This is a genomic window from Streptomyces sp. NPDC030799 (genome assembly GCF_055572255.1).
In genome coordinates, this window is the sequence record NZ_JBVIDS010000015.1 from 16912 (window position 1) to 39066 (window position 22155).

22 protein-coding genes are annotated in these 22155 nt (G+C 70.6%); 8 read left to right on the top strand and 14 right to left on the bottom strand.

The features are described 5' to 3' along the window. Positions 1-2 precede the first annotated feature (2 nt). From ACZ41I_RS32300 to ACZ41I_RS32340, 9 genes are all read right to left on the bottom strand, one after another. Positions 3-770 (bottom strand): protein phosphatase 2C domain-containing protein, encoded by a 768-nt coding sequence (locus tag ACZ41I_RS32300; protein ID WP_399766715.1) that lies wholly within the window; start codon positions 768-770, stop codon positions 3-5. Further along, positions 767-1537: a vWA domain-containing protein gene (locus tag ACZ41I_RS32305; RefSeq protein ID WP_468515723.1), complete on the bottom strand. Its 771-nt coding sequence runs from the start codon at positions 1535-1537 to the stop codon at positions 767-769. Before ACZ41I_RS32305 ends, ACZ41I_RS32300 begins: the two co-directional genes overlap by 4 nt. After that, complete coding sequence (locus tag ACZ41I_RS32310) at positions 1534-1749, bottom strand: hypothetical protein (RefSeq protein WP_363217682.1); 216 nt, start codon at positions 1747-1749, stop codon at positions 1534-1536. The genes ACZ41I_RS32305 and ACZ41I_RS32310 overlap by 4 nt, the downstream gene beginning before the upstream one ends. Positions 1750-1897: 148 nt before the next feature. After that, complete coding sequence (locus ACZ41I_RS32315) at positions 1898-2998, bottom strand: macro domain-containing protein (protein WP_399766711.1); 1101 nt, start codon at positions 2996-2998, stop codon at positions 1898-1900. Positions 2999-3061: 63 nt separating this feature from the next. Further along, on the bottom strand, positions 3062-3739 hold the full coding sequence (locus ACZ41I_RS32320) for an RES family NAD+ phosphorylase (RefSeq protein WP_468321144.1): 678 nt from the start codon (positions 3737-3739) through the stop codon (positions 3062-3064). Next, positions 3739-4428: a hypothetical protein gene (locus ACZ41I_RS32325; protein ID WP_468515724.1), complete on the bottom strand. Its 690-nt coding sequence runs from the start codon at positions 4426-4428 to the stop codon at positions 3739-3741. Before ACZ41I_RS32325 ends, ACZ41I_RS32320 begins: the two co-directional genes overlap by 1 nt. Then, complete coding sequence (locus tag ACZ41I_RS32330; RefSeq protein WP_468515725.1) at positions 4425-7772, bottom strand: CHAT domain-containing protein; 3348 nt, start codon at positions 7770-7772, stop codon at positions 4425-4427. Before ACZ41I_RS32330 ends, ACZ41I_RS32325 begins: the two co-directional genes overlap by 4 nt. Positions 7773-7902: 130 nt before the next feature. After that, on the bottom strand, positions 7903-8505 hold the full coding sequence (locus tag ACZ41I_RS32335) for a hypothetical protein (protein ID WP_468515726.1): 603 nt from the start codon (positions 8503-8505) through the stop codon (positions 7903-7905). A 310-nt stretch (positions 8506-8815) separates the two neighbouring features. Continuing rightward, positions 8816-9517, bottom strand: coding sequence for a DUF5324 family protein (locus tag ACZ41I_RS32340; protein ID WP_399766698.1), 702 nt, complete (start codon positions 9515-9517; stop codon positions 8816-8818). A 279-nt stretch (positions 9518-9796) separates the two neighbouring features. On the opposite strand from ACZ41I_RS32340, the gene ACZ41I_RS32345 reads away from it, so the two are divergent. Next, entirely contained in the window at positions 9797-10327 is a 531-nt protein-coding gene (locus ACZ41I_RS32345) for a peptidylprolyl isomerase (RefSeq protein WP_399766697.1), read from the top strand. Positions 10328-10472: 145 nt separating this feature from the next. After that, positions 10473-11363, top strand: coding sequence for a rhomboid family intramembrane serine protease (locus tag ACZ41I_RS32350; RefSeq protein ID WP_399766694.1), 891 nt, complete (start codon positions 10473-10475; stop codon positions 11361-11363). Between the two features lie 232 nt (positions 11364-11595). Here ACZ41I_RS32350 and crgA read toward each other — a convergent pair whose 3' ends face one another. Continuing rightward, entirely contained in the window at positions 11596-11850 is a 255-nt protein-coding gene (gene crgA / locus ACZ41I_RS32355; protein WP_363217673.1) for a cell division protein CrgA, read from the bottom strand. Between the two features lie 102 nt (positions 11851-11952). Between crgA and ACZ41I_RS32360 the strand changes: the two genes are divergently transcribed. The 6 genes from ACZ41I_RS32360 to ACZ41I_RS32385 are packed head-to-tail and all read left to right on the top strand — an operon-like array spanning position 11953 to position 16219. Further along, on the top strand, positions 11953-12741 hold the full coding sequence (locus ACZ41I_RS32360; RefSeq protein ID WP_399766690.1) for a DUF881 domain-containing protein: 789 nt from the start codon (positions 11953-11955) through the stop codon (positions 12739-12741). A 25-nt stretch (positions 12742-12766) separates the two neighbouring features. Further along, positions 12767-13432, top strand: coding sequence for a class E sortase (locus ACZ41I_RS32365; RefSeq protein WP_468515727.1), 666 nt, complete (start codon positions 12767-12769; stop codon positions 13430-13432). Positions 13433-13484: 52 nt separating this feature from the next. Beyond that, positions 13485-13646: a hypothetical protein gene (locus ACZ41I_RS32370; RefSeq protein ID WP_208614037.1), complete on the top strand. Its 162-nt coding sequence runs from the start codon at positions 13485-13487 to the stop codon at positions 13644-13646. After that, on the top strand, positions 13643-14281 hold the full coding sequence (locus ACZ41I_RS32375; RefSeq protein ID WP_363217670.1) for an aminodeoxychorismate/anthranilate synthase component II: 639 nt from the start codon (positions 13643-13645) through the stop codon (positions 14279-14281). The genes ACZ41I_RS32370 and ACZ41I_RS32375 overlap by 4 nt, the downstream gene beginning before the upstream one ends. Further along, positions 14278-15426: a class E sortase gene (locus ACZ41I_RS32380; RefSeq protein WP_468515728.1), complete on the top strand. Its 1149-nt coding sequence runs from the start codon at positions 14278-14280 to the stop codon at positions 15424-15426. Before ACZ41I_RS32375 ends, ACZ41I_RS32380 begins: the two co-directional genes overlap by 4 nt. A 37-nt stretch (positions 15427-15463) precedes the next feature. Next, on the top strand, positions 15464-16219 hold the full coding sequence (locus ACZ41I_RS32385; protein ID WP_399766678.1) for a class E sortase: 756 nt from the start codon (positions 15464-15466) through the stop codon (positions 16217-16219). Positions 16220-16282: 63 nt separating this feature from the next. On the opposite strand, the gene pknB is transcribed toward ACZ41I_RS32385, so the two are convergent. From pknB to ACZ41I_RS32405, 4 genes are all read right to left on the bottom strand, one after another. Then, positions 16283-18274, bottom strand: coding sequence for a Stk1 family PASTA domain-containing Ser/Thr kinase (pknB, locus tag ACZ41I_RS32390; protein WP_468515729.1), 1992 nt, complete (start codon positions 18272-18274; stop codon positions 16283-16285). A 195-nt stretch (positions 18275-18469) separates the two neighbouring features. Continuing rightward, positions 18470-19945: a peptidoglycan D,D-transpeptidase FtsI family protein gene (locus tag ACZ41I_RS32395; RefSeq protein ID WP_363217666.1), complete on the bottom strand. Its 1476-nt coding sequence runs from the start codon at positions 19943-19945 to the stop codon at positions 18470-18472. A 248-nt stretch (positions 19946-20193) separates the two neighbouring features. Then, on the bottom strand, positions 20194-20538 hold the full coding sequence (locus tag ACZ41I_RS32400) for an SH3 domain-containing protein (RefSeq protein WP_363217665.1): 345 nt from the start codon (positions 20536-20538) through the stop codon (positions 20194-20196). A gap of 121 nt (positions 20539-20659) precedes the next feature. Continuing rightward, positions 20660-22129, bottom strand: a complete 1470-nt coding sequence (locus ACZ41I_RS32405; protein ID WP_468515730.1) for an FtsW/RodA/SpoVE family cell cycle protein — start codon at positions 22127-22129, stop codon at positions 20660-20662. Positions 22130-22155: the final 26 nt, after the last annotated feature.

Sequence of the window (22155 nt, forward strand, 5' to 3'; positions counted from 1 at the left end):
GGTCACCCCCCTTCCACGAGCGCACACAGGACGGTCAGATCGTCACCGGTCCGGCCGGCCTGCGGTCCGGAGAGCCGGCGTCGCAGGGGCTCGGCGTCTCCGTGGTTCTCGCGGAGCGTGGCGGCGAGGCCGAGGAAGAAGCGCTCAGCCGGCAAGGGCCCTGCCTGCGGCGGGAGTTCGCGGACGGAGGGATGGTCGAGGGTGAGCGCGGCGCAGCCGTCGGTGGCCAGGACCACCCCGCTGAGTTCCGGTTCCCAGACGACGAAGCTGCGTAAGCGCAGCGCCGCGCCGGGGGAGGAGAGGAAGGGGGCTGGGCCGGTGGGCGGGGGAAGGACCAGGTGGCAGCGGTCGTCGCGGGTGAGAAGCGTGCCGAAGCAGTCGCCCAGCGAGAGGAAGGCCACCCAGGGGGGACGTACGGCCGCCGCGGCGACGGTGGCTGCCAGGGCGCCGGGATCCTCGGCACCCGATGCGCCCAGCACCCCGGTCACCGCTCTCAGGTACTCCTGGACCACCCGCTTCCCCCGCCCGGCGATCCACGCCGTCCACGCCTTTGGCGTTTCCTCCGCGTCCGGTATGTCTTCCGTCAGCAGGCGGCAGGCCGCGTCGACCGCTATGTGGGCGCCCAGTGCGCTGCGGTCGCGGCTGCTCGCGCCGTCGGACACCGCCAGCACCGCCGTGTCGCCCAGTTCCACCGCCTTGAACGCGTCCTGGCAGCCCTGCCCGGTGGCGAGATGGGCGGTGCCCTGGACGGAGGCGCCGGCGACGATCACAGCAGGTCCCTCTCCAGCCTGTCCATGCGCGCGAGCCGGGCGGCGCGGTCGTTCACCTGCTGGTGGATGAGGTCCGCGTCCTGGTCCGGGCTGCTGCCGTCCGTGCTCTGGAAGAGCAGGTCGAGGATCCGGCCGAAGTCCAGGTTCTCCAGCGGGGACGTGGCCTTCGGTGCGAGGACCCGCAGCATCGGCAGGTCGGCGCCGCGTACCCCGATCACCTGGAAGACCCACTCCCCCTTCTCCTCGCCCTGGCGCACCCGCCCCGCCGTACCCGCCAGGGCCGTTGCGTCCAGGGGGCGGCCCTGGGCGTCGCTCGGGGCGCCGTCCGTCAGCACCCACAGGAAGGGGCGCCGGACCGGCACCCGCTGCCGCTGCAGCGTGCGGTAGCGGCTGCGCGCCAGGTCGAGAGCCGTTTCCACGGCGTCCGTCAGCCGGGTCAGGCCCTCGGCGCGCAGGGTGGGCGGGTGCATGCTGTGCACCGGGACGAACAGCCGGTCGGGGCCGGCTTCCTCGACCGGTACCAGGCGGCCCTGGACGGGGTCGTGGACCCGTACCACCGAGTCGAAGGTGATGAGACAGACCTCCACCCGGGTGCGCAGCCGTTCCTGTGTGCGCACCTCACCGAACCAGCGGGCCAACGCGTCGTTCAGCTCGTCGATCCGCGGGTGTTCCGCGGGGCGGCCCATGGACGCGGAGGTGTCGAGGAGGAGGACGACGGGCTGCCGTTCCTCGAAGCCGGCCCCGAACTCGATGCCGTGCACGCTCATTCGGCCACCGCCCCGGTGCCGTCGGCGTGGGCCACCAGCCGCCGCCGCTGCGGATCGTGGCGCACGGTGACGGCCGTACCCGGAGGCAGCCCGGGCGGCTCGGGAACCATGCGCAGCAGGACGCCGTCGACGAGTACGTACGTATCCGGGGCGGGCCAGGTCACCGTGCGACCCGCGCAGCCGTGCGCCCACTCAACCATCCCCCTGGTCATGCGGCCACGGTATGGGACATCGGCACCAACCGGCCTTCCGTTTCCATGAATTGACATGGTGTCGACACCGCCGGAACCCGGCCGGCGCGTGCGAGCCGCCTAGGGGGAGGCTCCCCCGGTACCCCGCCCGAGCGGCCCGCTCCTCCAGTCAAACGGACCGGCCGGGCGCCGACCGGTCGCGCGCCGGGCGGATCCTGGACGGGACCCGCTCCACGACGCGCGCCGCCTCCGCGTCCCGCACCACGAAGTGCACGTCCCAGCGCGCCCCGCGCGCCAGCTCCGCCTCGACGGCGCTCCACACCGCGGCCGCGCTCACCCGGTACGGAAGCCCGCCGCGCCCGGAGCCGAGCAGCGGGAAGCACACCGAGCGCAGCGGCGGGGTGTGCCGGTCGCGCTCCTCGGCCAGCAGCGCGAGCGCGCGCGAGGTGGCGCGGGTGATGTCGGCGGGCAGCACGTCGTAGTCGTTGGTGCCGGCCCGGGGTACGGCCACCGCCGCGTGGTAGATCCGCCGTACGCCGTATGCGGCCATGGCACCCGAACCGGTCGCCGCCACCGTGCCCGGCACCACCGGACGCCCCGACGTGCCGTGCCGGGCCGCCCAGGTGCGCAGCTCGTCGTGGACCGGGTCGTCCAGCAGGTCGCCGGTGACCCCGCGCACGGAGGCCGCCCGGCGCAGCGAGGCGGAGACCGAGGACTTGTACGGCTCGGGCAGCGCGAAGTAGGTGTTGGCCGGGGAGACCACCACGTCCACGTCCCGCAGCAGGTCGACGGGGTGGATGTGCAGGGTGAGGCGTACCGTCCGCTCGCCCGCCAGGACGTCCACGCTCCGGTGGGTCTCGCCCGCCCGGTCGCCCTCGCCCGGCTCACCGCCGCCCTCCACCAGTTCCACGATGTGCTCGGCCACCTGCCCGAGCACCATCACCTCGTGGTGCTTGCGGAAGCGCTCCTCGCTCACCCGGTACACCTCGGCCGCGCGGGCCCGGCGGGAGGACGCCGGCCAGTCCCGGGTGCCCTGGGCCAGGCCCAGGGTGTACTCGGCGGCGGTCCGCAGCGTGCCCGCGTCGAGCCGCTCCACCGCGCGGCGGAGCAGCGCCTCCACGGCACCCTCGCGGGTGCGCGCGGGTGCCAGCGAGGCCGCGGCCGACTCCAGGGCGGGCAGCTCACGGCCGCGCAGCCTCAGCAGTCCCGCCCGCCGAACCGCCTGTAACTCCACGAGAATTGACGCATGGTCAAGGGACGGTGGGGCCATGGCGTCAACGATGGCACCCCGTGTGACACGTGAACAAGCGGGCGGCGGGCGGGACGCCGGGCCTCAGCGGTGCAGCGGCTCCTTGATCGCGGAGCGGAGGGGCGCCAGCAGCTGGTTGGCCTCCCCGATGCCGTCCGGGGAGCCGAGGTCCGGGATGCTGCGGTACGGCAGTGCCTCAAGCGGTCCGTCCGCGTGGTCCGTGAGGCGGTCCCCGAAGAGCACCAGGGCCCGCTGTGACGGGTTGCGTTTCGAATCCCAGATCATCCCCATGGCTTCGGGCGCCTGGGCCCGGAGCTCCCGTGCCCAGTTCCGGGTGCTGCCGTAATGCTTCGCCCCCTCGTTCTCCAGCAGGCGGTTGTCCTGACAGACGGCGGCCAGGGCCGCTCCGGAGCACAGCGAGACCAGCTTCAGCTCGCACCGGGTCCGCACCACGTTCAGCGACTTGCCCCGCACCGACGCCCAGGGAACCAGTCGCATACCGGTCTCCCGGTGGAAGGGGACCGAGCGCAGCAGGGTCTCGGCGAGCGCGGTCTCCGGGTCCGTCGCCGCGTACAGACAGGGGTACGGATCCTCCGGCGTGGCGTGGAAACGACCGGGGTTGCGGTCGTCGGGGCTGAACGGCTTGAACTCCTCGGCCGCGAACCGGGACGAGTGCATCCGCCACAGCTGCGTACCGGCGGGCAGCACCTCCCAGTGCGGCCGGAAGCGGTACACGGAGGGCGACACGGTTTCCTCGTGCATCAGTCCCCCTCCACCAACGCGACGGCCGCATCCACCAGTTCGCGGTCGGGCAGGACACCGAGCAGGGAGGCCGGCGGCCCGCCCAGCCAGGCGTTGTCGCTCAGCCACCAGTCCGCGGCGCCCCAGGGGTCGGCGTCGGCCAGCAGCACCCGGTTGACCTCCAGCACGACCTCGTACGGCGTTCCGCCGCCGGGAGGGAACTGGAACTCGGGGTAGCAGTCGCCGAACTGCGGGTCCACCAGCCGGATCAGTTCCGGTGGTGGTGGCGCGGCGCCGTACCGGGCGCGGAGCTCGGCGGCCGAGAAGGCGGGGGCCTGGAGAAGCCTGCGCTCGACGGCGGCGACGACGGCCGCGGTGTCCGGGGGCGGAGCCGGAACGGCCGTGAGCCGGGCCAGCAGATCCCGCGTCCGCAGGACGACCGGGGGTCCGGCAGCCGCCGTGGCGACCAGCCGGACGGAGTCCAGCGCCTGCCGCACCGGATGGTCGAACGGCAGCGGTACCAGACACAGGCGTACGCCCTGGAAGGCCCGGCGTACGGCCCTGGAGTCCTCCGGCAGGGTGTCGGCGAGCGCGCGCAGACGGGTGAGCAGGAGCTGGTACTGCTCGTCGGTCAGCTGGGCGCGGATGCTGTCGAGGTGTTCGTCGATGAGGCCGAGCACCCTCGACCCGCTGTCCTCACCCGGGTTCATACGGTCTCCTCTCCCCGGCCGGGGTGGCCCTGATGGATGAACGCGGCCCAGAGCGCGGGCCGCCCGAGGTCGGGCCGGCCGATGTCCGGCCGCAGCTGGTCGCTCAGCCCGCCTGGATCCTTCCGGTCCGGGTCGAGCATCCACAGCTGTGCGGCCCGCAGTGCGTCGACGGGGCTGAGCCCGGCCCGCAGATGGTGGTGGAAGACCGCCATCAGCAGCGCCGACGCGCCGTCCGCGGCCAGCCACCGCGACCCCACGACATCGCGTGCGCCGCCCGAGACGAACGCCGTCGTGAGGGTCAGGGCCTCGTCGTGGTCGCGGGTGCTCAGATCGGTCTCGCAGGCGCTCAGGACGATCAGCGGGCCGTCCTCCTGTTCAGCGGGCTGCGGCCGGTCGAGCAGCCGGGTCACGGTCAGCCGGCCGTCCCCCTCGCCGCCGTCGGGGGGAGCGAGGTACAGGGCCGACTCCGTCGGTCGCAGCCCCGCCATGCCGTGCGTGACCAGATGGACCATCGAGTGGTCCTGGGCGAGCAGGGCCAGCAGCTGGTCGGGGGTCCCGTCCGGTACGGAGCCGTCCGGGAAGGAGGCGAAGCCGCCGTACAGCCGCGCCCCCGGATAGAAGGCGTTGCGCAGCTCCAGGACCTCCAGCTCGGCAAAGGTCAGGTCGAAGGTCGGGTCGGCCACCAGGGCGGGGGCGGAGACCGGGCGGCGCGGCGCCCGCCTGACCGTCCGCAGGAACTGGCCGCCGGAGGCCGCGTAGCTGATCACCAGGGCCTGGCAGAGGTAGTCGTACGGCGCGTCCGCGGGGAAGCGGGCCGCATGCCACGGGACGATCCCGAGCCGGCCGCAGGGGACCAGGACGACCCGGGGCGTACGGCGGCCGGGCTCGTCCGGCAGGTGTGCGCGCAACCCGGCGAGCACATGGTCGAACACCTCGTACGCCCAGTCGCACAGGTCGGACAGGGCCTCCTCCCAGACCGCTTCCACCCGTGCGTCGCCGGGGGCCCGGGAGCGGGCCAGGGCCGCGTCCAGGTACCGCTCCAGCGGCCCGTTCTCCGTTTCGGTCAGCATGGGCAGGCCGCCCACGCCGATGCCGATCTCGGGGCCCACGGCCAGCACCATGCCCGGGGCGCCGTCACCGCCGGGGACCAGATAGATCAGCGCGTCCGCGCCCGCCTCGCCGACGCCGTCCGCGAGTTCGCGCAGGGTGGGGGTGCCGAGCAGGCCTCCCCGCTCCCGGTAGCCGAGGGCCTCCAGGGCCTCACGGCGCAGGGTGCTGGGCAGCTCGGCGGGCAGCTCGTCGGTTTCCGAGGCGCCGGACGCCCGCCAGGCGGCGGCGAGCCCGGGATGCCCGCGCTCCTCCAGCAGGTCCGGTACGGCCCGCGAGGTGGCCGCCGCCTGCAGCACCAGCGCCCGGCCCAGCTCCAGGGCGGCCACCGCGTCGTCCACCCTCCCGTGGGCGGCGGCCCACAGGGCGGCCCGTACGCCGAGCGAGGCGCCGTTGCGGGCGGTCGCCAGGCGGTGTTCGGCACCGTGCTGGAGGAGGACGTCCGCGGCGAGGGTGGCCAGGGCCTCGTTCGCCGCGTCGGTGGCGGCGTCCGCGTCGGACTCGTTCTGCTCCCGGTGCCAGCGGGCACGGTAGGACTCGGCGAGCGTCCACAGGGACTGGGCGGCGACGCGCGGGGCCCGGCCCTGCCGGATGTGCTCGCGGAGCCGTTCCAGGGTGGTGATGACGGCCGCGAGGTCCGCCGGGTCGTCGGTGCAGCTGTAGCGCATGCCGAGGCGGTACGCGGCGGACTGCAGCTCGTCGGCGGGGGCGTCCGGCGGGGGCAGGTCCACGTCCGGGACGTTCGCCGTGTCGCCGGCGAGGTAGGAACGCATGGCCGCGAGGTCGGGAACCCAGGCGTCCAGCTCCTCGTGCCCGATCGGGAGGCCGCTGTTCCTCGCCGCGGCGCCGGCGTTCTCGAAGTCCGTGACGCCGCTCAGGAGCAGCTCCCGGTCCATGGTGAACCGGCCGAGCATCAGGCGGGCCATGGCGCGGGCGGTGAGGGCCATGGCGTGGAAGTCGTGGTCCTCGGGGACCGTGCCGGCCAGGGCCTCGGCGCGGGGAAGCAGGTCGCGGAGCCGCTCGACGTCCTCGGCCTGCCCGGCGGTACGGACGTCGGTCATCAGGCTCAGCACGTCCGCCATGACCGCGAAGCCGTCTGCCATGGGGACCGAACGATCCGACTGGCGCCGCAGGTAGTCCGTGACCGTCCGGGTGTGCGCGAAACCGAGTTCCTGGTCCTGAAGGGTGCCGCCGGCGCCGTCGCTCAGGTTGAGCAGCATGGCCATCTGCCCTTCGAGAGCGTCCTTGCCCGGCATGCCGTCCGGCAGGCCGTCCAGCGCGGCGCGCAGCCGCCCGAGCTGCTGGTTGAGGGCGGCGGGGTCGCCTCCGCCGGTGTGCTTCAGGAAGTCCACGGACGTGGTGTTGACGGCCTGCCACGCGGCGATGAGCCGACGGAAGTCCTCAGGGGTACGGGGCACGGCCTGGGTGCCGTCGTCGGCGGGGGCCTTGCCGGAGGGGGCCGGGGCGGTGTGCGTGTCACTCGTGCGCGGGCCGGTACCGGGCGCCGTGCCCGAGCCGCCGTTCGGACCCGGGCCGCTCTCCGGGTCCGTGCCGCCGGTCGTCGTCAGCCAGGTCCCCATCATCTGCCGCAGCTGATCGGCGAGCGGATGACCGTCGTCGGGTATGAGGCTGTCGAACAGGCCGGCCATCCCGTCGGCCGAGGGACGGGCATAGAAGTCGCGCACCTGCCTCAGCTCACTCAGGGTCTGTGGTGGCAGGGGGAGTTCGGCCGCCTCGGTCACCAGCTCCTGCAGCTCGGCCGCGAAGGAGGCCATCCAGCCCGGCCCCTCCCGCATGATCATGTCGAACATGGCGGTCACGTCCGGCTCCGGCGCGAGCCCGCCCAGCATCTCCTGCAGCGGCATCGCATGTGTCAGCAGGAACAGCGCGGCCCACCGCCGGTCCTCGGCACAGGCCGCGGCTCCGGTCCTCGTCGCCGGGTTCCGTACGTCCCGCAGCAGACCGTGCGCCCGCTCCCGGTCCTCGGGCGTCCCGCCCCCGGCGGCGTGCCGCAGGGTCAGGGCACCGCCGAGCCATAAGCTCACCGAGCTGCGCAGCGGTGGATCGTGGTCCAGCAGACGGGAGAGCGCGTCGAGTTCGGCGATCGAGTCGTCATGGGCGCGGGAGGGCTTGACGACCGTGTCCGGCGCGGGCAGCAACGCCTTCGCCCGTCCGATGGCCTCACCGGCCCAGGCCCGCAGCGCCTGAACACCACCGCTCTCCTCTGCTTCCCCCACCGGCCTTCCTTCTTCCCCCACCGGCTCTCCTCCCGTCCCGAGGGCATCAACGGCCCGCCGCCGTCTCCATGATGACGAGATCTCCGTCACAACGACGCCCGATCACCGAGCTTTTCCGTGCGGCGCCCGATCAACACCCGGAAACCGCCCGGGATGTGCCCGGATCGAGTCGGGAGGGGCCCGACTGCGACGGGTTCGGCCGGGACGCTCCCGACGCCCCCAGATCCGCCCGCATCCCGCGCCGCAGCTCCCGCAGCCGTTCCCACAGCGCGTCGATCTCCCCCTGGGCGGCGCCGAGCGAGTCGCCCGGGCGGGGGACGCCGTCGTCCAGGCGCCGGAGCCGGCCGTAGAGCGTGCCGAGTGCGTGGGTGACCTCGCCGGCCAGGACGAGTACGGGGTCGGGCAGCCGCATCTGGGCCTCCGCGTACACGTCCCGGTGCAGATCCCGGGCCTCGGTCAGGCGTTGCCGTACCGCGCGCGGATCCTCCGTGCGGCTCAGGGCGTGCAGCTGGTCGGTGAGGGCGGCCAGATACTGCCGGGAGGCGGTGTTGAGGGCGACGTAACAGGTGCGCCGCTCCTCGTCCTCCCGGGCCCGCGCCCGCGCCCGCTCGGCGCGCTCCCGCTCACGCTGCCGGCTGCGCTCGGCCGCGCGCTGGGTGAGCAGTGCCGACAGCAGGGTCCCGACCACCCCGACGACCGCCACGACCGGTGCACCCGCGCCATTGACGTCCATCGCGCCCACCCCCTGTGTCGCCGTCCCCCTCCAGCGAACCGGTGCGCATCCCCCCGGGGAACCCCATGCCCGGGCCCCGCCCGGCCTTCGCCCGGCTCCCGCCCGAGCGGCAGTCGCCGTGACCCGGTACACCGGCCGGGCCCTTCGTCCTGGCCTCGTGTGAGGGTCAGGCGGGTGACCGGCCTATCCGGCGAAAACGACCAGGCCCCTCCGGTCACCGAGAGGTGACCGGAGGGGCCCCGGACTGCTGCTGAGCACCACGCACGGACCGGACCGGGCCGGACCAGGTGGACTGAACCGGACTGGGGCGCTACTGGTCGTCCCGGTCCGCGGCGTCATCCTCCGCCTGCTTCGCCTGCACCTCCGGGTCCAGCCCCGAGGCACCGCTGCCGTCCACCGAGCTGAGCCGGCCGCCCGACTCGGGCACCTCCGTCGCGGCGGGCGGTTCCACCAGCCAGTCGGGGTTGGCCTGCTTGTCCCACCACTTCCACGCCGCGAAGGCACCACCGGCCAGCGTGGTCAGCACCGCCAGCACCTTCACGGCCCGGCCGGCCCTGGACCGGCGAGCCTTCCTGCGGGCCAGCTTCTGGATCTCCTCCGCCGAGACCTGGCCACGCAGCGCGGCCAGGGCGGCGGCACCGCGGGCCGCGGCCTCGTCGCGGACGGGACCGGTCGCGGCCACGGCCTGCTCGATCTTCGGACGCGAGTACTCGGCGGCCTGCCGGGCCGCCCTACGGGCGCGCAGCGCGGCCTCGTGCGCCGCCAGGTCCACCTTCGGCGGCACATGCGCACGGGCCTGTTCCAGACGTGGGGCGAGCCGGGCGTCGTACTGTTCGCGGGCCTGTTCGGCGGCCTGCGACACCACGGGCGCCAGCCGTACGCGTGCCTCATGCGCGTAGAGCGCGGCACGCTCCTTGGCCGTGTCGGCGTAGGGCGCCACCACTTCCGCGGCGTGCAGCACGCTGTCCTTTGCCGAGCCGGTCGCGGCGCGCACGCTGTCGATGCGGGTCACGGGTTCCTCCTCCTCGGTGGCGTACGGTATTTCGACTTTCCACCCTTTTACGGATCATGCCTGTCCACGGTCCACGCGGCATGCGAGGGCGGGCATATGGGTGCCAATCACTTCCATCAGATCGATCCGGGCCATACCCGGGCAACCCGAGCCTGTCTCGACCCTGCCACGAATCACCGCCCGGCGCTGCCTTCCGGGCGGAACTCGCGGCCTCGGACGACGTACGGGCCCGGCCGTGCGAGGATCGGGGTGTCACAGAAAGACAACGGAAGGCAGATCGTGGCCGAGCAGCTTTACGCCACCCTGAAGACCAACCACGGCGACATCGTGGTCGAGCTTTTCCCGAACCACGCGCCCGAGACGGTCAAGAACTTCGTCGAGCTGGCCCAGGGCGAGCGCGAGTGGACGCACCCCGGCACGGGTGAGAAGAGCAAGAAGCCGCTCTACAACGGCACGATCTTCCACCGCGTCATCAGCGGCTTCATGATCCAGGGCGGCGACCCGCTGGGCAGCGGCATCGGCGGCCCCGGCTACAAGTTCGGGGACGAGTTCCACCCGGACCTGTCCTTCAACAAGCCGTACCTGCTCGCCATGGCCAACGCCGGCCCGGGCACCAACGGCTCGCAGTTCTTCATCACCGTCTCCCCCACGACGTGGCTGAACCGCAAGCACACCATCTTCGGCGAGGTCACCGACGAGGCCAGCCAGAAGGTCGTCGACGCCATCGCCGGTGTGCCCACCGGCCGCAACGACCGCCCGGTCAACGACGTCGTCATCGAGTCGGTCGTCGTCGAGAAGCGACAGGGCTGAGCGCCCCACCGGCTCCTCGGCCGGCATGACCCGCAGGGACCGGCCGGTACATCCCGCAGGGAACCATTCGCCCCGCTCGTCCGTACCAAGGATGAGCGGGGCGGGGCATTGCCGGGGGCAGTCCCACGACGAGCAAGGGGAACAGATGGACGAGGCCGCAGCCGGCACACAGGGCGCCCACCGCGTGCCCCTGTGCTACCGCCATCCGGACCGCGAGACCGGCGTGCGCTGCACCCGCTGTGAGCGCCCCATCTGCCCCGAATGCATGATCAGCGCCTCGGTCGGCTTCCAGTGCCCCGAGTGCGTGCGCGCCGGCAGCGGCACCGGACACCCGCCGACCGCCGCCCAGCCGCGCACGATCGCCGGCGGCACGCTCACCTCCGACCCGCGGCTGCTCACCAAGGTCCTGATCGGGATCAACCTCGCGCTGTTCCTGGTGCAGACCTCCCTCGGTGACCGCTTCACCGACCGGTTCGAACTGATCGGGCAGGCCTACACCCCCCTGCTCACCGGGGTGCAGGGCATCGCCGAGGGGCAGTACTACCGCCTGCTGACCGCGATGTTCCTGCACGGCGGCTACGCCCACATCCTCTTCAACATGCTCAGCCTGTGGTGGATCGGCGGCCCCCTGGAAGCGGCCCTGGGCCGCGCCCGCTATCTCGCCCTCTACTTCGTCTCGGGCCTCGCGGGCAGCGCCCTCACCTATCTGCTCGCCGCACCCAATCAGCCCTCCCTCGGCGCCTCCGGAGCGATCTTCGGCCTCTTCGGCGCGACCGGCGTGCTGATGCGCCGGCTCAACTACGACCTGCGCCCGCTGATCGCCCTGCTGGTGATCAACATGGTCATCACCTTCAGTCCGGGAATGAACATCGCCTGGCAGGCCCACATCGGCGGCCTGGTCGCCGGTGTCGTCACCGGGTACGCCATGGTCCACGCCCCGCGCGAGAGGCGGACGCTGGTCCAGTACGGCACGTGTGCCGTCGTACTCGCCGTCGTGGTGGTTCTCACACTGGTCAGGACCGCACAGCTCACCTGATACCGAACCGTTGTCCACAGGCTGTGGCGAATCTTGTGCACGGTGTGCGGGCACAACTGCGCCCCCTGTCACCCGGATGTGTTTCCGCAGGTCAGGCAGGGGGCGAACAGGTGTACCGGGAACGTTGGGCCAGTCACACCGGCGTCAACGCCCGATGAGTTATCCACAGATGGTCGTTCTTTTTCCCCAGGGCGCTTTTCCCAGGTGAACAGCCTGTGGATAACTCAGTGGACTACTTCCACTGCGTGGAGACGCCGAAGCCGGCGGCGATGAAGCCGAAGCCGACCACGATGTTCCAGTTGTCCCACGAGTCGATGGGCAGCGAGCCGTCGGTCACGTAGAAGACGACGATCCAGGCCAGGCCGATGACGAACATCGCCAGCATGACTGGCGCGACCCAGGTGCCGCTGGTGAGCTTGATGGCCTGTGCCTGCTTCGCCGGCGGCGGCGTGTAGTCGGCCTTCTTGCGGATACGTGACTTCGGCACGAGGGTCTCTCCTGTCGATGCGCTGCGTGGCCGCGCAGGTAACTGGGTCGGGCGCGTCCGTTAGCGTAGTGCTTCCGTGGCGCCGAAGGAGATAAGGGTACGTTGAGCAATTCTGCCGACTCCCCCGGGACGGGGGCAACGGGCTCCGGCCCCGGCCGCGTCCGGCGTCTGCGCCCGGTGCGGGTCCTCACCGCGGCCGTGTTCGCCCTCGCGGGGCTCATCTTCTTCACCAGCTTCAACACGGCCAAGGGCACGGACATCCGGCAGGACGGCTCCCTGCTGAAGCTGTCGGACCTCATCCAGCAGCGCAGCCGCAAGAACAAGGAGCTGGACGAGTCCAACGCGGCCCTGCGCGGGAGCGTGGAGTCGCTCGCCGAGAGCGACGACGGCAGCACCAAGGCGCAGGACCGCAGGCTGAGCGGACTGGAGAAGAGCACCGGCACCCAGAGGCTCACCGGCCGGGCCGTCACCGTCACGCTCAATGACGCGCCGCCCAACGCCACGGCGAAGCTCCCCGGCTATCCCGAACCACAGCCCGACTACCTGGTCATCCACCAGCAGGACCTGCAGGCCGTGGTGAACGCGCTCTGGCAGGGCGGTGCCCAGGGGATCAAGGTCATGGACCAGCGGCTGATCTCCACCAGCGCGGTGCGCTGCGTCGGCAACACGCTGATTCTCCAGGGCCGTGTCTACTCGCCGCCGTACAAGATCACGGCGGTCGGGGACCCGGACAGGCTGCAGCAGGCACTCGCGGCGAGCAAGGCGATCCAGACCTACATGGTGTACGTCAATGTCTACGGCCTCGGCTGGAAAGTCACCGACGACGGAACGGTGACTCTTCCGGGCTACTCGGGCACAGTGGATCTGCACTACGCGAAGCCCGTGCAGTAGCCAGCCGTCCGTCGCGGAGGCGCCGGTGCGCGTGATCGTCCGGACCGTCAGCGAGCTGTGCATCACCGTCGGCGCCCTGATCGTGCTCTTCGTCGCCTACGTGCTGTTCTGGACGGGTGTGCGCGCCGAGGGCGCCATGAACGACCAGATCGATCAGCTGCACCGGCAGTGGTCGAGGGGGAGCGGGCAGCCGGTCGCCGTGACGAAACCGGCGCCGTACCGCTACGGCGAGGCTTTCGCGATCATGTACATCCCGCGGCTTGGTTTCACGTGGAACAAGCCGGTCCTGGAGGGCACCGGCCGGGACGTGCTGGCGAAGGGCCTCGCCCACTACCGGGGAACCGCCCGGCTCGGCCAGGTGGGCAACTTCGCGGTGGCCGGGCACCGGCGGACCTACGGCGACCCGTTCCTGGACTTCCCGAAGCTGCGGCCCGGGGACGCCGTCGTGCTCACCGACGGGACGACCTGGTTCACGTATCGGATCGACAAAGGCCCCTACAAAACCGTGCCGACGGACGTTGAGGTGATCGACCCTGTGCCACGTAAGTCCGGGTACACGCGTCCGGGACGCTATCTGACGCTGACCACGTGCGATCCCGAATGGGGGCACAGTCACCGGCTGATCGTCTGGGCGCACCTGGACTCCGCCCAGTCCGTGGAGGCAGGAGAACCGAAGGCTCTGCGCCGTTAGTCTGGTGGCGTACGGCGTGCGTCCGGTGCCGTGGGGAGAGGGAAGGAACGGCATGTACGGCTGGATCTGGCGGCATCTGCCGGGGAACGTGTGGGTGAGGGCGCTGATCTCACTCGTACTGGTCCTGGCCGTGATCTACATCCTCTTCCAGTACGTCTTCCCGTGGGCCGAACCGCTGCTGCCCTTCAACGATGTGACGGTGGACAACCAGTGAGTGCGCGGATTCTCGTCGTCGACAACTACGACAGCTTCGTCTTCAACCTCGTCCAGTACCTGTACCAGCTGGGTGCCGAGTGCGAGGTGCTGCGCAACGACGAGGTGTCGACGGCGCACGCCCAGGACGGCTTCGACGGGGTGCTGCTCTCGCCCGGGCCGGGAACGCCCGAGGAGGCAGGGGTGTGCGTGGACATGGTCCGCCACTGTGCCTCGACCGGAGTGCCGGTCTTCGGGGTGTGCCTCGGCATGCAGTCGATGCAGGTGGCGTACGGCGGTGTGGTGGACCGGGCGCCCGAGCTGCTGCACGGCAAGACCTCGCTGGTGGAGCACGAGGGCAAGGGCGTCTTTTCGGGCCTGCCCTCCCCCTTCACGGCGACCCGCTACCACTCCCTGGCCGCCGAGCCGGGGACGGTCCCGGCCGAGCTGGAGGTGACCGCCCGCACGCACGACGGCATCATCATGGGCCTGCGGCACCGGGAACTCAGGGTCGAGGGCGTGCAGTTCCACCCCGAGTCGGTGCTGACCGAGCACGGGCACCGGATGCTGGCCAACTGGCTGGTGGAGTGCGGCGACCAGGGTGCCGTGGCGAGGTCGACGGGGCTGGCCCCGGTGGTGGGCAGGGCCACGGCGTGACCGCGCTGCGCCCGGAGCCAGAGACCGATGCCTCGTACGGGGATCAGTCGTACGAGGCTTCCGGTGCGCTTGGGGACTGGGACACGGCGGGCGCGGCGTACCAGGAGTCGTACGGGGTGCCGTACGGGGATCAGCACGGCGATCGGTACGACGATCGGCACGGGGAGCGGTTGCGGGAACCGCAGGGGCAGCCTTACCGGCCGCCCCTGGACGACGAGACGATGGCGCTGCGGCTCACCGATCCCTCGTCGGGCCCGTCGAGCGGGTCCATACGCGCCTCTGCGGCCCCTGGCGCCCCTTCCGGCTCCTCCGCCACTCAAGGCGCGGCCGGCGGGCGAGCGGCCCGCAGAAAGGCCGCCAAGCGCCGCGGTGGGCGCCATGGCGGCGGCCGGGAGACGGCGCCCGCCGAGACGCGGGAGTCCGGCAGGCCGCTGTCCCGGGTGGAGGCGCGGCGGCAGGCGCGGCTGCGCAAGCCGAGCCCGGCCGTCGTCGCGAGCCGGGTGATCGGCGAGGTGTTCATCACCACCGGCCTGCTGATGCTGCTGTTCGTCACCTACCAGCTGTGGTGGACCAACATCCGCGCCCATGCGCAGGCGGGCAGCGAGGCGCATCAGCTCCAGGACGACTGGGCCAGCGGAAAGCGCAGCCCGGGTGTCTTCGCGCCGGGGCAGGGCTTCGCCATCCTGCACATCCCCAAGCTGGACGTGGTGGCGCCGATAGCGGAGGGCGTCAGCAAAGCGAAGGTGCTCGACAAGGGCATGGTCGGGCACTACGGCGAACCCCCGCTGAAGACGGCGATGCCCGGCGACAGGACCGGCAACTTCGGACTCGCCGCCCATCGCAACACGCACGGTGAGCCGTTCCGGTACATCAACACGCTCAAGGCCGGCGACGCGGTCGTTGTCGAGACACAGGACACGTACTTCGTGTACAAGGTGACCTCGATGCTGCCGGTGACCTCGCCGGCCAACACCAGCGTCCTGAGCCCCGTCCCGAGGGGCTCGGGTTTCACCGAACCCGGCCGCTACATCACCCTCACCACCTGCACGCCGGAGTTCACGAGCAAGTACCGGCTGATCGTCTGGGGCAAGATGGTCGAGGAACGCCCGCGCAGCAAGGGCAAGCCGGACGCGCTCATCGAGTAGGGCATCGTAGGGCCGAAGCGAGTAAGGGCAAGGAACTGTGGCAGCGACCGCCGACGACACCGAAGAACACACGGACGCGTCCGATCCGAATCCCGCCCCGCGCGGCCGGCGTCCCGGCCGTGTCGCCACGGCGGTCAGCGTCCTCGGTGAACTCCTCATCACAGCAGGCCTGTTGCTGGCTCTCTTCGTCGTCTACTCCCTGTGGTGGACGAACGTGATAGCGGATCGCAAGGCGGACAAGCGGGCCGACCAGGTCCGTCAACACTGGGCCCACGCGACGGACTCCACTCCGGGAGCGCTGGACACCAAGGACGGCATCGGCTTCCTGCATGTGCCGTCGATGCACAACGGCGAGGTCCTGGTCGAGAAGGGCACGGGCACAGACGTCCTCAACGACGGTGTGGCCGGCTACTACACGGACCCGGTCAAGGCGACCCTCCCCATGACCGGCAGGGCCGGCAACTTCACCCTCGCCGCCCACCGCGACGGCCACGGCGCGAAGTTCCACAACATCGACAAGATCGAGAAGGGCGACCCGATCGTCTTCGAGACACGGGACGACTGGTACGTCTACAAGGTCTACTCGGTCCTGTCGGAGACCTCGAAGTACAACGTCAAGGTCCTCTCCCCGGTCCCGAAGGAGTCCGGCAAGAAGAAGCCGGGCCACTACATCACCCTGACGACCTGCACCCCGGTCTACACCTCGGAGTACCGGTACGTGGTGTGGGGCGAACTGGTCCGGGTGGAGAAGGTGGACGGCAAGCGGACGCCGCCGGCGGAGTTGCGGGGCTGACAGACGAGGACGGGTCCGCCCGGGAACCGGAGTTCCCGGGCGGACCCGCTGTCGGTGGATGGGTCAGCCGTTGGGGCCGGCGATGATCCCACCGTTGCCGTTGTCGCCGCCGCCCCCGAAGTCCAGGGTGTTCAGGACGATCGGGGTGTTGCTCGGATCGGCCTGGGTTCCGGCCGGCGGGTTCTGCTGGATGACCCGTGCCTTGTCGTCCTTGGACCCGTTGACCTGGATCTGTGTGTAGCCCTGCTGCTGCAGGATCTGCTGGGCTTCCTTCAGGGTCCGGCCGGTGACGTTCGGGACCTGGCCCTGTGTCTGCTGGCCGCCCTGGAACTTGCCGACGTTGAGCGTGACGGCCGTGTTCTTGGGCACCTGCTGGTTCGCCTGCGGGCTGGTCGAGAGGACCTTGCCGTCGTCGTCCTGGTTGGGAGTGGGGGTGTCGGTGCAGGTGGCGGTCAGGCCCAGGTTCTGCAGCTCGGCCTTCGCGTCGTCGCAGGACTTGCCGACGAGGTCGCCGGGAATGGTGACCTTCTCCACGGGCTTGGCGACCGTGAGGGTGATCGTGGTGCCCTTCTGCTTGCTCGTGCCGCCCGGCGGGTCCTGCTCGATGACCAGGCCGGCGGCCCGGTCCGACTCCTGGGTCCGCTGCTCGACGTTGAAGCCCTTCGCCTTGAGCTGGGACTGGGCGTCGGTGAACTGGATGCCGCGGACGTCCGGTACCTGCACCTTGGGTGCTCCGGTCGACACGGTGAGGTCGATCGTGGTGCCCTTGTCGACCTTCCCGTTCTTCGGGTTCTGGTCGCAGACGTTGCCCTTCGGCTGGTCGTCGCAGGGCTTCCTGCTGATCGACACCTTCAGGTCGACGTTCGCGGCCATCTTCTGGGCCGTTTTCTCCGGCTGGCCGATGAAGGCCGGCACCGGCACCCTGCCGTCGTCGGTGTTGTGGTTGGTCGCCACCCACTTGCCGATCAGGATCGCGCCGACCAGGACGAGGATGCCCGCGACCACCAGGAGGATCGTGGAGGTGTTGGACTTCTTCTGCTGCCGGCCGCGGCGGCCGGAGCCGTCGTCGTAGCCGTAGCCGCCGTCGTCCGGGTTCATCGGCGGGAGCATGCTGGTGGCGCCCGCGCCGGCGTCGGGGCGCAGGGCCGTCGTCGGCTGGTCGTCGGGGTAGCCGCTGTAGCCCACCGCGCCCATCGCGGCCGTCGCCGCGACCGGCTGGCCGTCCAGACAGGCCTCGATGTCGGCACGCATCTCGTCGGCCGACTGGTAGCGGTAGTTCGGGTCCTTGACCAGCGCCTTCAGGACGATCGCGTCCATCTCGGGGGTGATCTCGGGGTCGAAGACCGACGGGGGCTGGGGCTCCTCGCGGACGTGCTGGTAGGCCACCGCCACCGGGGAGTCGCCCACGAAGGGGGGCCGTACCGTCAGCAGCTCGTAGAGCAGGCAGCCGGTCGAGTACAGGTCCGACCTCGCGTCGACCTGCTCACCCTTCGCCTGCTCCGGCGACAGGTACTGGGCCGTGCCGATGACCGCCGCCGTCTGGGTCATGGTCATGCCGGCGTCGCCCATGGCGCGGGCGATACCGAAGTCCATCACCTTGACCTGGCCGTTGCGGGTCAGCATGACGTTGGCCGGCTTGATGTCGCGGTGGACGATGCCGTTGCGGTGGGCGTACTCCAGGCCCTGGAGGATGCCGATGGTCATTTCCATCGCACGCTCGGGCAGGAGCTTGCGGCCGGAGTGGAGCAGCTCACGGAGCGTGGAGCCGTCTACGTACTCCATGACGATGTACGGGATCGAGACCCCGTCGATGTAGTCCTCGCCCGTGTCGTAGACCGCGACGATCGCGGGATGGTTGAGCGAGGCGGCCGACTGGGCCTCCCGGCGGAACCGGGCCTGGAAGGACGGATCACGCGCGAGGTCCGCGCGCAGCGTCTTCACCGCCACGGTGCGACCGAGCCGGGTGTCATGCGCGAGGTAGACCTCCGCCATGCCACCACGGCCGAGCACCTGGCCCAGCTCGTACCGGCCGCCGAGGCGACGCGGCTCTTCCATAGTTCCCTACCAGCCCTCTCCGTCGGTCTCGGCCGCCCACGTGTCGTGTGCGGCCAGAGGCTGCCGTCCGGGCCTACCGTACCCGGCTCGCTTTGTATGACCTGGCCAAGCCCGCAACCCGATACAGGACCGGTATCGCAACGTGCGGCGATGTGAAGGAGACGTGACGGTTGTCACTCTCCGGGGCCGGCGCCGTCACTTTTTGGAGCTGATGACCGCCTGCATGACGCTCTTCGCGATCGGAGCCGCCAGACCGCCACCGGAGATGTCGTCGCGGTTGGCGCTCTCGTCCTCGACCACCACGGCCACGGCGACCGGCGAGCTGCCGTCGGACAGCTTGGCGTAGGAGATGAACCACGCGTACGGGTTGGCGCTGTTCGCCACACCGTGCTGAGCGGTACCGGTCTTGCCGCCCACGGTGACGCCGTCGATCTGCGCCTTCGTACCGGTGCCCTGCTTGACGACCGTCTCCATCATGTCCTGCAGGATCTGCGCGTTGGCCGGCGACAGCGGCCGGCTCATCTCCTTCGGCTCGGTCTTCTCGACCGGGTCGAGGTTGGAGGACTGCAGTGTGTCGACCATGTACGGCTTCATCAGCTTGCCGTCGTTGGCGACCGCCGAGGCGACCATGGCCATCTGCAGCGGGGTCGCGGCGGTGTTGTACTGGCCGATGGAGGACAGCGCGGTCTGCGAGGGGTTCATGTTGTCGGAGAAGACCGACGCGTAGGCGCGGACCGGGACGAACTGCTCGGAGTCGAAGCCGAACTTCTTCGCCTCCTCCAGCATCTTGTCGTTGCCGAGGTCGGAGCCGATCTTGCCGAAGACCGAGTTGCAGGACCAGCGCAGCGCCTCGCGCAGGGAGGCGTTCCTGCAGGGGATGTTGCCCTCGTTCTTCAGCGGGGTCGTGGTGCCCGGCATGGTCCACGGCAGCGGCGACTTCGTCTGCTCGGTGTCCGACTTGTACAGCCCGTTCTCCAGCGCCGCCGCCGCGGTGACCACCTTGAAGGTGGAGCCCGGCGGGTAGGTCTCGCGCAGCGCCCGGTTCAGCATCGGGTCGGCCGGGTTGTTCTTCTTCTGGAGCTTGTTCCAGGCCTTGGCGTCGCTGTCGGAGTAGCCCGCGAAGGATGAGGGGTCGTACGACGGGTAGGAGGCCAGCGCCAGGATCTTGCCGGTGGACGGCTCCAGGGCGACGACCGCGCCCTTGCCGCCCTGCCGGGACAGCCCGTCGTACGCCGCCTTCTGTGCGGCCGCGTTCAGCGTGGTGACGACGTTGCCGCCCTGCTGCTGCTTGCCGGTGACCATGTCCAGCGTCTTGCGGAAGAAGAGCCGGTCGTCGTTGCCGGTGAGGATGCCGTCCTCGACACCCTCCAGGAAGCTGCTGTTGAAGGCCTGCGAGGAGTAGCCGGTGACCGGGGCCCACATGGGGCCGTTCTTGTAGGTGCGCTTGTACTTGAAGTCACCGTGCTTGGTCTCGACCGAGCCGGTTATGGGGTCGCCGTTGACGATGATGTTGCCCCGCTGGTGCGCGTACCGCTCGATGTTCACACGGCGGTTGTCCGGATCGGCGCGCAGTTTGTCGGCCTGGACGTACTGAAGCCAGTTGTCACGGATCAACAGTGCGAGGACGAGAAGTCCGCAGAAGATCGCGATTCGGCGCAGTGGCTTGTTCACATCCGGCCTTTCCACAAGCTAACAGGTGCGCCTGTTGCTTCAGTCTCTCGGTGCCGATGGTCCTGGCGCTCATCCTTGGCCGCCCACAGTTTAGAGGCAGCCGCTGTGTGTCCCGGGCGGGCCGTCCACAACGACTGATCAGTAGACGCGCCGCGGGCGCGACGGGTTCCGGAAAACGACGGACGGCTTCCGGTTCCGGCAGATGCCGGTCCCGGAAGCCGTCCGTCAGGAATGCGCCGAGGGGCCGTTCAGCACTTGGGCGGGTTGCCGCTGGCCACGTTGAAGTAGTAGTCGGAGGTGTAGCCCCAGACGTTCGCGCTGGAGCTGTTGTCCTTCACGTACCACCAGATGTTGTCGCCGTAGACGCCCTCGCCCCGGACCCAGCACTTCACGAAGGCGCCGTCGCCCTTGTAGGCGTGGTCCACGACCGGCATGTCCGTGCTCGGTCCCTTGCGGATCTTGACGTTGTCCGTGGTCCAGCTGCCCCCGTACGCCCCGGCGGCCTGTGCGCTCGTCGCGCTGGTCACCGTGAACAGTGCGGCGCCGAGTGCGGCGGCCGCGCCCACCGCGACGCGCTTGCCGCGCGTACCCATGCGAAGCATGAGATCCCCCAATGTGTCGGTCGTCCCGTCCCGTGGTCACGGGACGGGGATGGTCGTCCGTCACTCTAGTGGGTGACCCGCAGCGCAACGATCTTGATGTAGGTGATCAGGATCACTCGACGGGGCCGGCGCCGCCGGGGCGAACCACCTGGGTCATCTCGGCGTCGGGGTTCGTGGCCGGGGTGGGCGCAGGGCGGCGGGCCGTGTCGCTGATGCGGATCAGGATGCCGATCAGCGCCCAGTTGGCCAGCACGGAGGAACCGCCGTAGGCGAGGAACGGCATCGTCATACCGGTCAGCGGGATGAGGCCCATCACACCGCCGGCGACCACGAACACCTGCAGGGCGAAGGCGCCGGACAGGCCTACGGCGAGCAGCTTGCCGAACGGGTCGCGGGCGGCGAGGGCGGTGCGCAGGCCGCGCTCCACGATCAGGCCGTAGATCAGCAGCATCGCCATGATGCCCGCCAGGCCCAGTTCCTCGCCGAAGGTCGCGAAGACGAAGTCGGAATTGGCGGCGAACTTGATCAGGTCCGAGTGGCCCTGGCCCCAGCCGGTGCCGAGGGTGCCGCCGGAGCCGAACGCCCACAGGGACTGCTGCAGCTGGTCGGAGTGGGGGATGCCGTCGTGGGTGATCTGGCGGCTGAGCTTGAACTCGCGCATCGGGTTGAGCCAGGCGTTCACACGCGTCTGGATGTGCGTCTCGAAGCTGGCCACACCGACGGCGCCGACCGCGGACATCAGCAGACCGAAGATGATCCAGCTGGTCCGCTCCGTGGCGACGTACAGCATGATCACGAACATGCCGAAGAACAGCAGCGACGTGCCGAGGTCGGTCTCGAAGACCAGGATCAGGATCGAGAGCGCCCAGACGACCAGGATCGGACCGAGGTCACGGCCACGCGGCAGGTACAGGCCCATGAAGCGGCGGCTGGCGAGGGCCAGGGCGTCGCGCTTCACCATCAGGTAGCCGGCGAAGAAGACGGCGAGGACGATCTTCGCGAACTCGCCGGGCTGGAGGGAGCCCAGGCCGGGGACCCGGATCCAGATCTTGGCGCCGTAGATGTCGGCCCCGAGGCCCGGCACCAGCGGCAGGAGGAGCAGGACCAGAGCGCCGGCCATGGAGATGTAGGTGTAGCGCTGCAGGACGCGGTGGTCCTTGAGGAAGATCAGCACGACCGTGAACAGCGCGATGCCCAGCGCGGTGTAGAGCAGCTGGCGGGGCGCGGCCGGGGCGTAGCCCTTCAGCGACTGCAGCAGCTTCGACTGGTCCAGCCGCCAGATCACGACGAGCCCGAGCCCGTTGAGCAGAGTGGCCAGCGGCAGCAGCAGCGGGTCGGCGTACGGCGCGAACTTCCGGACGCCGAGATGGGCGACTCCGGCCAGCAGGCCCAGTCCGAGGCCGTACTCCAGCAGCCCGGCGGGCACCTTGCTGCTGATGGCCAGGCCCACGTTGGCGTAGGCGAACACCGGGATGGCCACGGCGAAGACCAGCAGGGCCAGCTCGGTGTTGCGGCGGCTCGGAGCGCCGATGGCGCCGATCGTGGACGTGTGGTGCGTCGGCGAGTTAGTGGTACTGCTCATCGTGTGACAGGGCCTCTCACGGCTCG

Excerpts from the sequence above, each read along its gene's own strand:
- ACZ41I_RS32305 (WP_468515723.1), bottom strand. The coding sequence starts at position 1,537 with ATGAGCGTGCACGGCATCGAGTTCGGGGCCGGCTTCGAGGAACGGCAG.
- ACZ41I_RS32310 (WP_363217682.1), bottom strand. The coding sequence starts at position 1,749 with ATGACCAGGGGGATGGTTGAGTGGGCGCACGGCTGCGCGGGTCGCACG.
- ACZ41I_RS32315 (WP_399766711.1), bottom strand. The coding sequence starts at position 2,998 with ATGGCCCCACCGTCCCTTGACCATGCGTCAATTCTCGTGGAGTTACAG.
- ACZ41I_RS32320 (WP_468321144.1), bottom strand. The coding sequence starts at position 3,739 with ATGCACGAGGAAACCGTGTCGCCCTCCGTGTACCGCTTCCGGCCGCAC.
- ACZ41I_RS32325 (WP_468515724.1), bottom strand. The coding sequence starts at position 4,428 with ATGAACCCGGGTGAGGACAGCGGGTCGAGGGTGCTCGGCCTCATCGAC.
- ACZ41I_RS32335 (WP_468515726.1), bottom strand. The coding sequence starts at position 8,505 with ATGGACGTCAATGGCGCGGGTGCACCGGTCGTGGCGGTCGTCGGGGTG.
- ACZ41I_RS32350 (WP_399766694.1), top strand. The coding sequence starts at position 10,473 with ATGGACGAGGCCGCAGCCGGCACACAGGGCGCCCACCGCGTGCCCCTG.
- ACZ41I_RS32370 (WP_208614037.1), top strand. The coding sequence starts at position 13,485 with ATGTACGGCTGGATCTGGCGGCATCTGCCGGGGAACGTGTGGGTGAGG.
- pknB (WP_468515729.1), bottom strand. The coding sequence starts at position 18,274 with ATGGAAGAGCCGCGTCGCCTCGGCGGCCGGTACGAGCTGGGCCAGGTG.
- ACZ41I_RS32400 (WP_363217665.1), bottom strand. The coding sequence starts at position 20,538 with ATGGGTACGCGCGGCAAGCGCGTCGCGGTGGGCGCGGCCGCCGCACTC.
- ACZ41I_RS32405 (WP_468515730.1), bottom strand. The coding sequence starts at position 22,129 with ATGAGCAGTACCACTAACTCGCCGACGCACCACACGTCCACGATCGGC.